We start from the raw sequence: 15,439 nt of genomic DNA on the forward strand, positions 1-15,439 counted from the left end.
ATCAGGGCTTTTGCATCGCAACAACAAAAAAGGCGCATCGTGCGCCTTTTTTGCTTTTTGCGTTAAATTACCTTGAGACGCGCCGCAAGCGCGCAGCGCGCGTTCCTCCCCACGCTCCCTCACCATGCAGAAGCCGCCGAAGATTCCGGAATCCGTACTCGTCGTCATCCATACGCCGCAATTGGAGGTTCTGGTCATCGAACGCGCCGACCGCCCGGGTTTCTGGCAGTCGGTCACCGGCTCGAAAGATCGCCCAGGCGAGCCGTTCGCCGAAACCGCCGTGCGCGAGGTGGGCGAGGAGACCGGTATCGCTGTCGGCGCGTTGGGCGTTCCGCAGGCGGCGCTGCTCGACTGGCACCACGAGATCGAGTATGAAATCTATCCCGTGTGGCGCCATCGCTATGCGCCCGGCGTCACGCGCAATACCGAGCACTGGTTCAGCCTGGAAGTGCCCACGGGCACAGTCGTCACGCTCGCGCCGCGCGAGCATACGGCTTATGTGTGGCTGCCATACGAGCAGGCGGCGGCGAAGTGCTTCTCGTGGTCGAACCGCGAGGCCATATTGCAACTGCCCGAGCGGTTGCGTGGAGCAAGCAAGTGAGCGAGACCCAGCGCGAGCGCCCCGATCCCTTCGCGGACGAGAACGGCCGCGAAGTCGAGCCGCACCGCCTGGTTCGGTTGCGCGAGGCGCTGCTTGGCCGGCGTTATCGTTCGCGCTATCGCTTTACGAGCGGCAACGACGTGCGGCTTTTCCAGTCGGGCACGGCTCTCTTCTCGGCGATGATCGAGCGCATCGACGCGGCCCAGCGCGATGTCGCGCTCGAAACCTACATCTTTTGCCATGACGATACCGGCCAGGCCGTGTCCGACGCGCTCGTGCGCGCGGCGGGGCGCGGTGTGCGCGTACGAGTGATCACCGACGGCGTGGGCACCGAGAGGCTGGATCTTTTCAACGAATGGCCTGCCGCCGGCGTCGAGCATCGTATCTACAACCCGCATATCTTTGGGCGCTTCGGCTTCTCGCGAACGCACCGCAAGCTGGTTGTCGTCGACGATCTTTACGCGTACTGCGGCGGCATCAACGTCGTCGACGACATGTTGAACGACGGCAAGCCGCTGCCGTTTCCGCGCTGGGATTTCGCGGTAGAGCTGACGGGCCCGGTCGTCGTGGATGTGCGTGAGGCCGTCGAACTTCAATGGCGGCGTATCCGGCTCGGCTATCGGCCGCCGCTTGCCGCGCCGGGGTCGCCAACCTCGCTTTCGCCGGGCGTCCCCGCGAGTGCCGGCTATCTCGCGCCGCATCCAACAGGGCACACCATCGGCCGGCCAACCAAGGCCGTCAATGAAATGCTGCGCGAACTCGCGCCCGTCATGCGCACGGGCCGTGCGCGGCGCATTGTCGAGCGTTTGCGCGAGCGCCTGCGCGCGGGCGTGCCCGATCCGCGCACGGCGCACGTGCCTTGCGTGGCGTTCGTGGCGCGCGACAACGTCGTGAACCGCCGCGCGATCGAGAAGGCCTACCTCGAAGCCATCGGCGAGGCGCGCAAGGAAGTGCTGCTCGCCAATCCGTATTTCATGCCGGGGCGGCGGCTGCGGCGCGCGCTCGTCGAGGCGGCCACGCGCGGCGTCGACGTGAAGCTTTTGATCGGACGAAAAGAATTCAAGGTGCTCGACTACGGCACCCCCTTCCTTTATCACCAGTTGCTCAGCGCGGGCGTTCAGATTGCTGAGTACGAGAAGACCATGCTGCACGGGAAGGTGGCCGTGGTCGATTGCCTGTGGGGCACGGTCGGTTCGTCGAACCTCGACGCGCTTAGCCTGGTGCTCAACAACGAGGCCAACGTCCTGCTCGTGAGCCATGCGCAGATCGAGGAGCTGCGCGACGCCATCCTCGCCGCGTTCGAGGAGTCGCCCGAGATCGACCGCGCACGTTACGAATCGCGCCCGTGGCACGTGCGAGCGGTGAGCTGGTTCGCTTTTTCGCTGTACCGTGCGGTCATGAAACTCATCACCATCGGCGGCTACGACTAGCATCGCTCGCGGGCTGCCGCGCGGCATGTCTGCCATACGCCCCCCCGCACGTGCAATCGAGAGAATGTCGGCTTGCGCGCGGCGCACGAACCCCGAAAATTAGAGTGCCGGTTAGAAATCGGTTTCTAATAAAGTCCTTGTTTCGCGGACGGCTGTCCTCAACAATAGTACGGCCGTTCGATTTAATTCGGGTCTTGATGTAAGCAGTTGACGAGTAGTTGACGGCAACATCGCGGCCACATCGTTACGGTAAAGAAAGCTATGCGAAAAGGCGAACAGACACGAGCCGCCATTCTGGATGCAGCACTCGACCTGGCAGGTCGCGATGGCCTTGAAGGCCTGACCATCGGCCTGCTCGCCGAGCGCATGCAGATGAGCAAGAGTGGCGTCTTCGCTCACTTCGGGTCTCGGGAAGACCTGCAGGTCGAGGTGGTCCGCGAGTACCACCGTCGATTCGAGGAAGAAGTCTTCTTTCCGAGTTTGCGCGAGCCACGCGGTTTGCCGCGTCTGCGTGCGATGCTGTCGCGATGGTTTGAGAAGCGCATTCACGAAGTCACGACCGGCTGCATCTACATCAGCGGCGCCGTCGAGTACGACGACCGCGCGGACAGCCAGGTGCGCGAGACGCTGGTCGCGAGCGTGTCGATGTGGCGCTCGGCGCTCCTGAGGGCCATTTCGCAGGCAATCGAAGAAGGCCATTTGCGCAAGGAGACCGATCCCGCGCTGATGCTCTTCGAACTGTATAGCGTGACGCTCGGCCTGCATCATGACGGCCGCTTCCTGCATCTGCCGGACGCGGTCGAGCATACGTGGGCCGCGTTCGAGAAGCTGATTGTTTCGTATCAGAGCGAGACCCAGTAGCGCCTAAGCCGCAACATCGAAGTCGCGGCGGCGCGCGAGGGACCCGAAGCTCAAATTTTGGAGAGAAGACATGGGACAGTACACCGCGCCGCTGCGCGACATGCAGTTCGTTCTGCACGAACTGCTGAACGTGGAAGGCGAAGTGAAGCAGATGCCGAAGCACGCCGACCTCGACGCCGACACCATCAACCAGGTGCTCGAAGAAGCCGGCAAGTTCTGCTCCGAGGTGCTGTTTCCGCTGAACCAGGTCGGCGACCGTGAAGGCTGCACCTACGCCGGCGACGGCGTCGTCACCACGCCTGCTGGTTTCAAGGAAGCGTACAAGCAATACGTCGAAGCCGGCTGGCCCGCGCTCGGCTGCGATCCCGACTACGGCGGCCAGGGCCTGCCTGCGTTCGTGAACAACGCGCTCTACGAGATGCTGAACTCGGCGAACCAGGCGTGGACCATGTACCCGGGTCTTTCGCATGGCGCCTACGAGTGTTTGCATGCGCACGGCACGCCCGAACTCCAGAAGGCCTATCTACCGAAGCTGGTCGAAGGCGTGTGGACCGGCACGATGTGCCTGACCGAGCCGCACTGCGGCACCGACCTCGGCATCCTGCGCACGAAGGCCGAGCCGAACGGCGACGGCTCGTACGCGATCACCGGCACGAAGATCTTCATCTCGAGCGGTGAGCACGACATGGCCGAGAACATCATCCACCTCGTGCTCGCGCGTCTGCCTGATGCGCCGCCGGGAACCAAGGGCATTTCGCTCTTCGTCGTGCCGAAGTTCATTCCCACGGCAACGGGCGAAGTGGGCGAGCGCAATGGCATCAAGTGCGGCTCGATCGAGCACAAGATGGGCATTCACGGCAACGCGACCTGCGTGATGAATCTCGACGGCGCAAAGGGCTGGCTCGTCGGCGAGCCGAACAAGGGCTTGAACGCCATGTTCGTGATGATGAACGCGGCGCGTCTGGGCGTTGGCATGCAGGGCCTCGGTCTCACCGAAGTCGCTTACCAGAACTCCCTCACGTATGCGAAGGAGCGTCTGCAGATGCGCGCGCTGACCGGCCCGAAGGCGCCTGAAAAGGCCGCTGACCCGATCATCGTGCATCCGGACGTGCGCCGCATGCTGCTCACGCAGAAGGCCTGGGCCGAAGGCGCGCGAGCCTTCACGTACTGGTCGGCGCTGCAGATCGACAAGGAGCTCTCGCACGGCGATGAAAGCGAGCGCAAGGAAGCCGGCGACCTCGTCGCGCTGCTCACGCCGATCATCAAGGCCTTCCTCACCGATAACGCATTCGAGAGCACCAACCTCGGCATGCAGGTGTACGGCGGCCACGGTTTCATCGCCGAGTGGGGCATGGAGCAGTACGTGCGCGACGCGCGTATCAACCAGATTTACGAAGGCACGAACACGATCCAGTCGCTCGACCTGCTGGGCCGCAAGGTGCTGGGCGACATGGGCGCGAAGCTCAAGAAGTTCGGCAAGCTCGTGACGGATTTCGTCGAAGCCGAAGGCATCAAGCCGGAAATGCAGGAGTTCGTGAATCCGCTCGCCGACATTGGCGACAAGATGCAGAAGCTCACGATGGAAATCGGCATGAAGGCGATGCAGAACCCGGACGAAGTGGGCGCGGCCGCGGTGCCGTACCTGCGTACGGCGGGCCACCTCGTGTTCGCGTACTTCTGGGCGCGCATGGCGCGTATCGCGCTCGACAAGGAAAGCTCGGGCGATCCGTTCTACAAGTCGAAGCTGGCCACGGCGCGTTTCTACTTCGCGAAGCTGCTGCCCGAAACGGCCACGTCGATCCGCCAGGCGCGCGCGGGTTCGAAGACGCTGATGGAAGTCGACGAAGCGCTGTTCTAAAAGCCAACGGGCGCGCGTTTTTCAAGGGCGCGCGCCCCGTCAACACGATGTGCAGAGGCGGTGCCCGTTGACGCGCGCCGCCCTCACACCTCAATCCGCTCGACATTGCATACCCGCTGGAGGAACAACGTGAGCAACCTCAATATTCGCAAGGTGGCCGTGCTCGGCGCCGGCGTGATGGGCGCGCAGATCGCCGCGCACCTGATCAACGCCCGCGTGCCCGTGCTGCTGTTCGATCTGCCCGCGAAAGAAGGCCCGAAGAACGCCATCGCGCTGAAGGCGATCGAGACCCTCAAGAAGCTCTCGCCCGCGCCGTTCGGCGTGAAGGACGACGCGCAATACATCACGCCCGCGAACTACGAAGACGACATCGCCAAGCTCGCGGAATGCGACGTGGTGATCGAGGCGATCGCCGAACGCATGGACTGGAAGCACGACCTCTACAAGAAGGTCGCGCCGCACCTCGGCCCGAACGCGATTTTCGCGACCAATACCTCGGGCCTGTCGATCACCGAACTCTCGCATGGCTTCGACGATGCATTGAAGACGCGCTTCTGCGGTGTGCACTTCTTCAACCCGCCGCGCTACATGCACCTCGTCGAGCTGATTCCGACGTCGCAAACGAAGCCCGAAATCCTCGACCAGCTCGAATCGTTCCTCACGAGCGTGGTCGGCAAGGGCGTGGTGCGCGCGAAGGACACGCCGAACTTCATCGCAAACCGCGTGGGCGTGTTCTCGATCCTCGCGGTGATCGCCGAGGCGAAGAAGTTCGGTCTGCGTTTCGACGAAGTCGATGACCTCACGGGCGCGCGCCTTGGCCGCGCGAAGTCGGCGACGTTCCGCACGGCGGACGTCGTGGGTCTCGACACGATGGCGCACGTCATCAAAACGATGCAGGACAACCTGAAGGATGATCCGTTCTTCCCGGTCTACGAGACGCCGGCGGTGCTCGCGGGTCTCGTGGCGAAGGGCGCGCTCGGCCAGAAGACGGGCGGCGGTTTCTATCGCAAGGAAGGCAAGTCGATCAAGGTGCTCGACGCCAACACGGGCGAGTACGTCGACGGCGGCGGCAAGGCCGACGATCTGGTGGGCCGCATCCTCAAGCGTCCGCCCGCCGAGCGCCTGAAGCTCCTGCGCGAAACGCAGCATCCGCAAGCGCAGTTCCTGTGGTCGATCTTCCGCGACGTGTTCCACTACATCGGCGTGCATCTGCAGTCGATCGCCGAGAACGCGCGTGATGTCGATCTCGCGATCCGCTGGGGCTTCGGCTGGAACGAAGGTCCGTTCGAAGGCTGGCAGGCCGCGGGCTGGAAGCAGGTCGCCGAGTGGGTGAAGGAAGACATCGACGCGGGCAAGGCGCTGTCGAATGCACCGCTGCCCGCCTGGGTGTTCGAAGGCCCGGTCGCGGCGAACGGCGGCGTGCATGGTGCGGAAGGTTCGTGGTCGCCCGCTGAAGCGCGCTTCGTGCCGCGCTCGAATCTGCCGGTGTACGAGCGTCAGGTATTCCGTGCGGCGCTGTTCGGTGAAACGAGCGCACGCGATCCGAAGACCTACGGCAAGACGCTGTTCGAGAACGACAACCTGCGCGCCTGGGTGGACGACCGCGCGGGCGAGGACGACGTCGTCATCGTCTCGTACAAGAGCAAGATGAACACGATGGGCCCGGGCCTGCTCGACTCCCTCGTGAAGGCCATCGACATCGCGGAAGACGGCTACAAGGGCCTCGTGGTCTGGCAACCGACGTCGCTCAAGCTCGGCGCGCCGGGCGGTCCGTTCTCGGCAGGCGCGAACCTCGAAGAGGCGATGCCCGCGTTCATGATGGGCGGCGCGAAGGGCATCGAGCCGTTCGTGAAGAAGTTCCAGGACACGATGCTGCGCGTGAAGTACGCGAACGTGCCGGTGATCACGGCGGTGTCGGGCATCGCGCTCGGCGGCGGCTGCGAAATCATGCTGCAAAGCGCGAAGCGCGTGGCGCATATCGAGAGCTATGTCGGTCTCGTGGAAGTGGGCGTGGGTCTCGTGCCCGCTGGCGGCGGCCTCAAGGAAGCGGCGATTCGCGCAGCCGAAGGCGCGCAGGCGATTGGCGCGGTACCGAGCGATCTGCTCCGGTTCCTGCAGAAGTCGTTCGAAAACGCCGCGATGGCGAAGGTTTCGGCCTCGGCGCACGAAGCACGCGCAATGGGCTACCTGAAACCTTCGGACACGATCGTCTTCAACGTGTTCGAACTGCTCGATACGGCGAAGAAGGAAGTGCGCGCACTGAGCGCCGCGGGCTACCGTCCGCCGCTGCGCGCGACGCAGATTCCGGTGGCGGGCCGCTCGGCGATCTCGACCATCAAGGCATCGCTCGTGAACATGCGCGACGGCCGCTTCATCAGCGATCACGACTTCCTGATCGCGAGCCGGATCGCGGAAGCGGTGTGCGGCGGCGATGTCGAGGCGGGCAGTCTCGTCGACGAAGAATGGCTGCTCAAGCTCGAGCGCCGCGCCTTCGTCGATCTGCTCGGCACGCAGAAGACTCAGGAACGCATCATGGGCATGCTGCAAACCGGCAAGCCGGTGCGCAACTAAGCGGCACGACGCACACCAGATACTGGAGTAAGAGATGAGCAAACAGTTGCAGGACGCATACATCGTCGCCGCGAGCCGCACGCCCATCGGCAAGGCGCCGCGCGGCGTGTTCAGGAACACCCGCCCGGACGAGCTGCTGGTTCACGCGATCAAGTCGGCCGTGGCGCAGGTGCCGGGCCTCGACACGAGCGTGATCGAAGACGCCATCGTCGGCTGCGCGATTCCGGAAGCTGAGCAGGGCCTGAACGTGGCGCGTATTGGCGCGCTGCTCGCGGGTTTGCCGCAGAGCGTGGGCGGCGTGACCGTCAACCGCTTCTGCGCGTCCGGCCTCACGGCGCTCGCGATGGCCGCGGACCGCATCCGCGTGGGCGAGTCCGACGCGATGATCGCGGGCGGCTGCGAGTCGATGAGCATGGTGCCGATGATGGGCAACAAGCCGTCGCTCTCGCCGCATATCTTCGATCGCAACGAAGACGTTGGTATTGCTTACGGCATGGGTCTGACCGCCGAGAAGGTCGCGGAGCGCTGGAAGGTGAGCCGCGAAGCGCAGGACGCGTTCTCGGTTGAATCGCATCGCCGCGCGCTCGCCGCGCAACAGGCCGGCGAATTCAAGGACGAAATCGCGCCGTACACGCTCGTCGAGCGTTTCCCGGATCTCGCAACGGGCGAAGTGAAGGTGAAGGAGCGTTTGATCGAGCTGGACGAAGGCCCGCGCGCCGATACGACGCTCGAAGGCCTCGCGAAACTGCGCGCGGTGTTCGCGAACAAGGGCTCGGTCACGGCCGGCAACAGCTCGCAGACTTCGGATGGCGCGGGCGCGCTGATCGTCGTCTCCGAGAAGATGCTCAAGCAGTTCAACCTCACGCCGCTCGCGCGTTTCGTGAGCTTCGCGGTGCGCGGCGTGCCGCCGGAGATCATGGGCATCGGTCCGAAGGAAGCGATTCCGGCGGCGCTGAAGGCCGCGGGCCTGAAGCAGGACGATCTCGACTGGATCGAGCTGAACGAAGCGTTCGCCGCGCAGTCGCTGGCGGTGATCCAGGACCTCGGCCTCGATCCTTCGAAGATCAATCCGCTTGGCGGCGCGATTGCGCTGGGCCACCCGCTCGGCGCGACGGGCGCGATCCGCGCCTCGACGGTCGTGCACGGCCTGCGCCGCCGCAACTACAAGTACGGCATGGTGACGATGTGCGTCGGCACCGGCATGGGTGCGGCGGGCATCATCGAGCGGCTGTAAGCGTTCGTCTGATCAGCGCTTCGGCGTTATCGACACGGTTCGCAGACTTCGCGGTTTGCGGACCGTTTTTCGTATCACGATTGGGATTCGAGGAGACAGCCACATGAGCAACGAAATCCTTGCAGCACACGAAAACGGCGTGCTCACGATCACCATCGACCGGCCCGCGCGCAAGAACGCGCTCACGCCCGCGATGTATCAGGCGATCACCGACGCGCTCACCGGAGCGAACGAAGACGCCTCGGTACGCGCGGTGCTGTTGCGCGGCCACGCCGAGATCTTCACGGCCGGCAACGACATCGAAGACTTCCTGAAGGGTCCGCCCGCTGGCGCCGATTCGCCCGTGATCCGCTTTCTCGACTCCATCGCGGCTTTTGAGAAACCGCTCGTCGCCGCGGTAAAAGGGCCGGCGATCGGTGTGGGGACGACGCTGCTGTTGCATTGCGACATGGTCTATGCGGCCGACAACGCGCGTTTTGCCGTGCCGTTCGCGCAACTCGGGCTGTGCCCCGAAGCGGCTTCGTCGCTGCTGCTGCCGCGCATTGCGGGCCACCAGGGCGCGGCGGAAAAGCTGCTCCTCGGCGAGACCTTCGATGCGGCGGAAGCGCATCGCATGGGCTTCGTGAACCGCGTGCTGCCGGCGGCCGAACTCGACGCGTTCGTTAGCGGCCAACTGGCGAAGCTCGTGGCGCTGCCCGCCTCGTCGCTGCGCGTGACGAAGTCGCTTATGAAGCGCGCGGATACGCACGAGATCAAGACGCGCATGAGCGAAGAGTTCGTGCACTTCGGCAAGATGCTGCTCGCACCCGAAGCACGCGAGGCGTTCACGGCTTTCCTCGAAAAGCGCAAGCCGGATTTCCGGCAGTTCGACTAAGCCGCGCCTCGCGACTCAGGCCGTTTCGTAATCGACGTACCCGGACTCGCGGCAAAAGCTCACGAGCCGCAGTCCGGCGCGCTTTGCAATGGCGATGGCAAGCGAGGAGGGCGCCGAGATCGTCGCGACCATCGGAATGCCCACGCGCGCGGCCTTGCGCACCAGTTCGTAGCTCGCGCGGCTCGAGAGGAAGACGAAGCCCTGCTGCGTGTCAGCGCGTTCCATCACGAGCTGGCCGATGAGTTTGTCGAGCGCGTTGTGGCGGCCCACGTCCTCGAAGGCGCGCAGGATCGCGCCGTTTTCGTCGCACCACGCGGCTGCGTGGAGGCCGCCGGTGAGCTTCGTGAGCGCCTGATGCTGCGGCAGTTCGCGTGCGGCGCGCGCGATGGCGTCGGGCGCGAGGCGCGCGGCGAAGCCCGTATCGGGCACCTGCTCGGGTTCGAGATCGAGCAGGTCGATGCTCTCGATGCCGCACACGCCGCAGCCGCTGCGCCCGGCGAGTGCGCGGCGCTTTTCCTTCAGTTCGACGAACGCCTGCTGCACCACCGTGAGGTGAACTTCGGCATGCGGCAGATCCGACTCTGCATGCCAGTACACCTCGATGTCCTGAATGTCCGCGTTGCGCCCGACAATGCCTTCGGAGATCGCGAAGCCCACGGCGAACGCTTCGAGGTCGCGCGGCGTGCACATCATGACCGCGTGCGAAATACCGTTGAAGACGAGCGCGACGGGCCATTCCTGGCCCACGTGGTCCTCACGCGTTTCCACGCCGCCGCCGCGGTGCCGATGCACGCGCAATTCGATGGCGCCAGGCTGGCCTTCGGTTTCGAGGGGATGCACCGGCGGATTCGTCGTCGTGATCTGCGGCCGGTTTGCGGTGCTCATTGGCGTGGGGGTTGGGGTGGTCAAGCGCAAAACTCCATTGGTCCTTGTGCGGCGCGGTACCGCAGCGCCGCCGGGGGACAGCGGGGCCGCGCCGCGCGCGGAAGGTTCTAAAATACCTCAAGCGGGCCGCCCGCGCTTATGTCCGCCTCGCGAGGATACCGTCATGGCATTGAACGAAGCTCCGCTGCTTTTCCGGTTCGAGGTCGACTCGTCGGAAAACCTCACCTATATCCCGATGTGCGTGCGCTTCAACCTGGATCGCTTTGGTCTGCGCATTTCTCTCGCGCAATGGCAGTTGCTGCCCTATGAGGACCGCCGGCTGCTGGCGTGTTTCCCCGTGGACGAGGACACGCAAATCGAGCCCAATTTCGACCACGCGCTCTTCGAGATGATGCGCACGCACGCGAACGTCGAACCCGAATGGTTCGCTCCCGAAGAAGCGCCCGCCTGGCGCGACGTGAACGCGGTGCCGGGCGGCGTTGCGCTTCAGTCCGAGCTTGCCAGCCTGCAGGCGCCCGGCCTCGAAGACTGGGCGCAGCTCGACCCGTTCCAGCGCTACGTGCTTGCGAAGCTCGCGCGCAAACCCGAGAGCAATCACGACTTCGCGCCGGCGATGCACGAGTTCGGGCTGGCGGTGTCGCGGTGATTTTTACCGGCTGCTTCCCGCCGATCCTGCCCGCCACGATTCACCGCCGATCCATACCCGATTCCCGCTAACCGCGGCTGCCTCGCGCGCCGCCGCGGGTTTTTTCCGCTCCTTTCTCCACATTTACCCTCAAGACCAGGCCGGCCCTGCCGTTATTTCGGGTTGGCGCGTCAGGCGCCGACCGGTCGCGCGCAGTCGTGACCCATCATCCCGCGCTCACGGCGCGGGCGCGAACGACGCTCGGCATTCATGAACCTTCTTTTTTCGAAGCGCCAACTCATCAATCTGGTCGTCGTCGCGGCGGCCGTTGGCGCGAACGCTTTTGTCGCGTGGACGCAGATCGACGGTCAGCGCCAGATCGACCTGCGCGCGAGCCAGGCTGCGACGATCCGTCACGACCTCGACCGCTATCGCGATGCGCTTGGCAGCGGCGTGAGCGCGCTGGGCCGTTTCGCAGTGCAGGGCCAGCCGGAGTCAGCCGCCGCGCACGACGCGCGCGCCGCCGTGCTCGACGCAACCGCCCGCGCACTGCGCGCGGAGCTGGCCGGCAACGCCGACCTCGCAGCCCGATTCGACGCGTTCGCAGGACAGGCCAGCGCGATTGCGAGCGAGATCGACGTGACGCTTGCGCGCGCCGAGCAACGCGTTGCCGACGAGAGCGGGCAGGCTGCCGTGGCGGCGGGGGCGAGCGGGACCGCGGCAGCACAGGCTGTGCCGGCTGAAGGCGCGGCCAGTCAGGAATTCGGCACGGCAATGCCCGCGAATGCCGCGCGCTCGCCCGCGGCGCCGTGGGGCGCGCGCGAGGCGCTCGCCCACAACGCTGCCGCCGCGAAGACGGTTCAACTCGGGAGCGCCGCAGACGCGCGCATGGCCGGTCATGTCGTGACCGGCACGATCTTGCCGCTGCACGCCGCGGCGGATGGGGCGGCGAGCGCCGTGACGCTAGATACGCTCACGGTGGCGCCGACTGTCGAGAACGGCGCGGCAAACGGCGCGGCAAACGGCGCCCAGAACCCCATCGCGGCGATCGCTGCGCTGCCTGACCCGGCAACGCCAACGCCCGCCGCAGTGCCCGCAGCCGGGGCCGCAACGCCGTCGCCCGCGACTGCCGCGTGGCTCGCCGGCGAATACATCCGCATCGACAACCTCGTGGACCAGCTCGACGGGCAACTCGCGTCGCTGCAACGCGCGGAGGATTTGGCCCTCGCCGCCGCGCTCGCCGACTCGGCGCGCTCGGGCGGCCGCGCGCTGTTGCTGCTGATCGTGACGATGCTCGCGGGCGCGACGCTCCTCATCTACACGTTCGGCGCGCGCGAGAGCGCTGCACGCGAGAAGCTGCGCGCCGTGAGCGGCATGCGCCTGCGCAGCGAGCGCTTTCAGGGTCTGTTCGACGCGCATCCGGTGCCGATGTACGTGTTCGACCGCGAGACGCTGCGCTTTCTCGCCGTGAACGCCGCCGCGATCCAGCAGTACGGCTACAGCGAGGAAGAGTTCCTCACGATGACGATCCGCGCTATCCGTCCCGCTGAGGATGTCTCGCGCCTCGAGCAACACCTCACGCGTTCGGACATGCTCACGCAGAACGTGCGCATGATGGCCGGCATCTGGCACCATCGCCGCCGCGACGGCTCGATCATCAGCGCCGACATCTCGCATCACTCGCTCACCTTCCTCGGCCGCGACGCCGTGTTCGTGCTCGCCGACGACGTGACCGAACAGATCAAGGCCGAAGCGGAGGCGCAGCGCTCGAACCAGATGCTCGAGTCGGTGATCGACAACATCCCGCAGCGTATCTTCTGGAAGGACGCACAGTCGCGCTATCTCGGCTGCAACATGACCTTCGCGCGCGACGCGGGCCTCGCGTACCCAGAACAGATCATCGGCAAGTCCGACGACGATCTGCCGTGGCGCGCCTATGCCGACGGCATGCGCGAACAGGACCGCGAGGTGATCGACTCGGGGCTGCCGCGCATCAACTACGAGGACAACCACACGATCGACGGCCTGCACCGCACGACGCTTACGAGCAAGCTGCCGCTGCTCGACGGCGACGGCCGCGTGATCGGCGTGCTCGGCTCTTACTCGGACACCACCGAAAGCAAGCGCGCCGACCTCGCGCTGCGCCTGCAAAGCCGCGCGCTGGACGCGTGCGTGAACGCCATTCTGATCACCGCGCCGGGCCCGGGCGGCAGCAATCTGATCGAGTATGCGAATCCGGCGTTTCGCCGCATCACGGGCTTCGATCCGGCCGAGGTGATCGGCCAGGACTGCCGCCTCCTGCAGCGCGACGACCGCGATCAGGACGGCCTCATCGCCGTGCGCAAGGCGCTGCTGTCCAATCGCGAAGTGAGCGCCGTGCTGCGCAACTACCGCAAGGACGGTGCGCTCTTCTGGAACCAGCTGCTGATCGCGCCGGTGCCCGATCTCGATGGCCGCATCACGCATCACATCGGCATCATCAACGACGTGACCGAGCTGATCCGCTACCAGGAACAGCTCGAATACCAGGCGAACTACGACAGCCTCACGCTGCTGCCCAATCGCAACCTGCTGCGCGACCGTCTTCAGCACGCCCTGCTTGCGGCGCAGCGGCACGACACGGGCGTGGCCGTGGTGTTCATCGACCTCGACGGCTTCAAGAACGTCAACGACAGTCTCGGCCACAGCGTGGGCGACCGGCTGCTGGGTGTGGTGGCCGAGCGGCTCCAGCGCTGCACGCGCACGACCGACACGGTCGCGCGCCACGGCGGCGACGAGTTCGTGATCGTGCTCACCGACACCATCGACGAGAAGTCGCTGATCGGCTGGATGGAGCGCGCGCGCGCGCTGATCTCGGAGCCGGTGTGGATCGACGGCACCGAGCTGTATGTAGGCTGCAGCATGGGCGCGAGCGTCTACCCGCAGGACGGCAACGATGCCGAAACGCTCATGAAGAAGGCCGACGTCGCGATGTACCGCGCGAAGGACATGGGCCGCAATACGTTCCAGTTCTTCGAGCCCGAAATGAACGCGAATGTAGGGGCGCGCCTGAATCTGGAGCGGCGCCTGCGCCGGGCGCTGCGCGACAGCGAGTTCCTGCTGCACTACCAGCCGCAGGTGGAGATCGAGGGCGGGCGCATCATCGGCATGGAGGCGCTCGTGCGCTGGCGCGATCCCGAGGTCGGGCTCGTCTCGCCTGCGCAGTTCATTCCCGTGGCCGAGGAGAGCGGCCTGATCGGCCCGCTTTCCGACTGGGTGTTGCGCGAGGCCTGCCGGCAGAATCGCGCGTGGCAGCTTGCGGGGCTGCCGCCCGTGCGCGTGTCCGTGAACTTCTCGGCGAAGACGTTCCACCAGCGCGACATTGCGCAACTCGTGAAGGACGTGCTGCAGGAGACCGGGCTGGAAGCCTGCTGGCTCGAAATCGAGCTGACCGAGAGCACGCTCATGCGCAATGCCGAAGAAGCCGTGTCGATGTTGAACGAGCTGCACGCGCTGGGCATCGGCATTGCCATCGACGACTTCGGCACCGGCTATTCGAGCCTGAGCTACCTGAAGCGTCTGCCGGTGGACCGGCTCAAGATCGACCGCTCGTTCGTGGCCGACATCGGCACGAGCAGCGACGACGAAACGATCACGGCGGCCATCATCGCGCTTGCGCACGAGTTGCAGTTGCAGGTGATCGCGGAAGGGGTGGAGACCTCGGCGCAGTTCGCCTTCTTGCGCGAGCGCGCGTGCGACGAGCTGCAAGGCTACTTCTTCGCGCCGCCACTGCCCGGCGACGAGGCGGCGGCGCTCTTGCGCGCAAGCGCTACGTACGAGGACGCGCCTGGGCTTGCGTGGACGGTTTGAGCCGGGTTTGAGCCGGGTTTGAGCCGAGTGCAAGCGCCGGGGGCGCTTGCGGCCTGGTTATTCGATCGGCGGCAACTGACGCGGACGGCGGTCCGTGCCGGTCGCGACATAGGTGAGGGTGGCTTCCGTCACCTTGACGACTTCCTCCTGGAGGCGCATACGCTGCGCGTACACCTCGACCTCGACGGTCACCGAGGTGTTGCCGGTCTTGACGATATCGGCGTAGAAGCTCAGCAGATCGCCCACGAACACCGGTTGCTTGAACACGAACGAGTTCACCGCGACGGTCGCGACGCGTCCGTTGGCGCGGCGGCTTGCCGGAATCGAGCCGGCAATGTCGACCTGCGCCATGATCCAGCCGCCGAAGACGTCGCCATGAACGTTGGCGTCCGAAGGCTGTGGCACGACGCGCAGCGCAGGCGATTTTTGGGGGAGCGGGAAGGAGTCGGTCATCGGGCTTCCATGAAAAGGGATCGAACGGCGGATGGTGCTGCGGTGCGGGCCTGGGGCCGGCGTGGGACGCTCAGCGGCGCGCGCCGCCTTCTGCGACAATACGTTGATCAGGAATTGTACGGGAAAGCTTAAGGCGTGGCGGGCGGGTCGATTAGCGCCCTCCACCTTTGCGAAACCCGTCGCCTGGAACCTCACATC

General features: G+C 65.5%; 11 protein-coding genes. 9 read left to right on the forward strand and 2 right to left on the reverse strand.

Features of this window, described 5'->3' with window-relative positions; genetic code table 11:
• The first annotated feature begins 124 nt into the window (after positions 1-124).
• The 7 genes from nudB (at position 125) to M3I54_RS12610 (ending at position 9,429) form a co-directional block, all read left to right on the forward strand.
• Positions 125-601, forward strand: coding sequence for a dihydroneopterin triphosphate diphosphatase (gene nudB, locus M3I54_RS12580; RefSeq protein WP_254336268.1), 477 nt, complete (start codon positions 125-127; stop codon positions 599-601).
• 68 nt (positions 602-669) lie between these two features.
• Positions 670-2,031, forward strand: a complete 1,362-nt coding sequence (gene clsB, locus M3I54_RS12585; protein ID WP_254336451.1) for a cardiolipin synthase ClsB — start codon at positions 670-672, stop codon at positions 2,029-2,031.
• Positions 2,032-2,292: 261 nt separating this feature from the next.
• The gene (locus M3I54_RS12590) at positions 2,293-2,892 is read left to right on the forward strand and encodes a TetR/AcrR family transcriptional regulator (RefSeq protein WP_254336270.1); all 600 of its coding nucleotides are present in this window, start codon (positions 2,293-2,295) and stop codon (positions 2,890-2,892) included.
• Between the two features lie 70 nt (positions 2,893-2,962).
• The gene (locus tag M3I54_RS12595; RefSeq protein ID WP_254336272.1) at positions 2,963-4,750 is read left to right on the forward strand and encodes an acyl-CoA dehydrogenase C-terminal domain-containing protein; all 1,788 of its coding nucleotides are present in this window, start codon (positions 2,963-2,965) and stop codon (positions 4,748-4,750) included.
• A gap of 129 nt (positions 4,751-4,879) precedes the next feature.
• Entirely contained in the window at positions 4,880-7,321 is a 2,442-nt protein-coding gene (locus tag M3I54_RS12600; protein WP_254336274.1) for a 3-hydroxyacyl-CoA dehydrogenase/enoyl-CoA hydratase family protein, read from the forward strand.
• Positions 7,322-7,355: 34 nt separating this feature from the next.
• On the forward strand, positions 7,356-8,555 hold the full coding sequence (locus M3I54_RS12605) for an acetyl-CoA C-acyltransferase (protein ID WP_254336277.1): 1,200 nt from the start codon (positions 7,356-7,358) through the stop codon (positions 8,553-8,555).
• Positions 8,556-8,658: 103 nt separating this feature from the next.
• On the forward strand, positions 8,659-9,429 hold the full coding sequence (locus M3I54_RS12610; RefSeq protein WP_254336280.1) for an enoyl-CoA hydratase: 771 nt from the start codon (positions 8,659-8,661) through the stop codon (positions 9,427-9,429).
• Positions 9,430-9,444: 15 nt separating this feature from the next.
• Here M3I54_RS12610 and fdhD read toward each other — a convergent pair whose 3' ends face one another.
• Positions 9,445-10,269: a formate dehydrogenase accessory sulfurtransferase FdhD gene (gene fdhD, locus M3I54_RS12615; protein WP_254336453.1), complete on the reverse strand. Its 825-nt coding sequence runs from the start codon at positions 10,267-10,269 to the stop codon at positions 9,445-9,447.
• A 208-nt stretch (positions 10,270-10,477) separates the two neighbouring features.
• Between fdhD and M3I54_RS12620 the strand changes: the two genes are divergently transcribed.
• Both M3I54_RS12620 and M3I54_RS12625 read left to right on the forward strand, forming a co-directional pair.
• Positions 10,478-10,960 (forward strand): nitrate reductase associated protein, encoded by a 483-nt coding sequence (locus M3I54_RS12620; protein ID WP_254336282.1) that lies wholly within the window; start codon positions 10,478-10,480, stop codon positions 10,958-10,960.
• 249 nt (positions 10,961-11,209) lie between these two features.
• Complete coding sequence (locus tag M3I54_RS12625; RefSeq protein WP_254336284.1) at positions 11,210-14,788, forward strand: EAL domain-containing protein; 3,579 nt, start codon at positions 11,210-11,212, stop codon at positions 14,786-14,788.
• Between the two features lie 57 nt (positions 14,789-14,845).
• Here the strand turns inward: M3I54_RS12625 and M3I54_RS12630 are convergent, their stop codons facing one another.
• Positions 14,846-15,241, reverse strand: coding sequence for an acyl-CoA thioesterase (locus M3I54_RS12630; RefSeq protein ID WP_158758619.1), 396 nt, complete (start codon positions 15,239-15,241; stop codon positions 14,846-14,848).
• Positions 15,242-15,439 lie beyond the last annotated feature (198 nt).

Origin of the sequence: Paraburkholderia sp. CNPSo 3274 (assembly GCF_024206475.1) — a bacterium.
Taxonomy (GTDB): domain Bacteria; phylum Pseudomonadota; class Gammaproteobacteria; order Burkholderiales; family Burkholderiaceae; genus Paraburkholderia.

Bases quoted from the DNA above. Each gene is read 5' to 3' on its own strand.
- nudB (WP_254336268.1), top strand. From the start codon at position 125: ATGCAGAAGCCGCCGAAGATTCCGGAATCCGTACTCGTCGTCATCCAT.
- M3I54_RS12590 (WP_254336270.1), top strand. From the start codon at position 2,293: ATGCGAAAAGGCGAACAGACACGAGCCGCCATTCTGGATGCAGCACTC.
- M3I54_RS12595 (WP_254336272.1), top strand. From the start codon at position 2,963: ATGGGACAGTACACCGCGCCGCTGCGCGACATGCAGTTCGTTCTGCAC.
- M3I54_RS12605 (WP_254336277.1), top strand. From the start codon at position 7,356: ATGAGCAAACAGTTGCAGGACGCATACATCGTCGCCGCGAGCCGCACG.
- M3I54_RS12610 (WP_254336280.1), top strand. From the start codon at position 8,659: ATGAGCAACGAAATCCTTGCAGCACACGAAAACGGCGTGCTCACGATC.
- M3I54_RS12620 (WP_254336282.1), top strand. From the start codon at position 10,478: ATGGCATTGAACGAAGCTCCGCTGCTTTTCCGGTTCGAGGTCGACTCG.
- M3I54_RS12625 (WP_254336284.1), top strand. From the start codon at position 11,210: ATGAACCTTCTTTTTTCGAAGCGCCAACTCATCAATCTGGTCGTCGTC.
- M3I54_RS12630 (WP_158758619.1), bottom strand. From the start codon at position 15,241: ATGACCGACTCCTTCCCGCTCCCCCAAAAATCGCCTGCGCTGCGCGTC.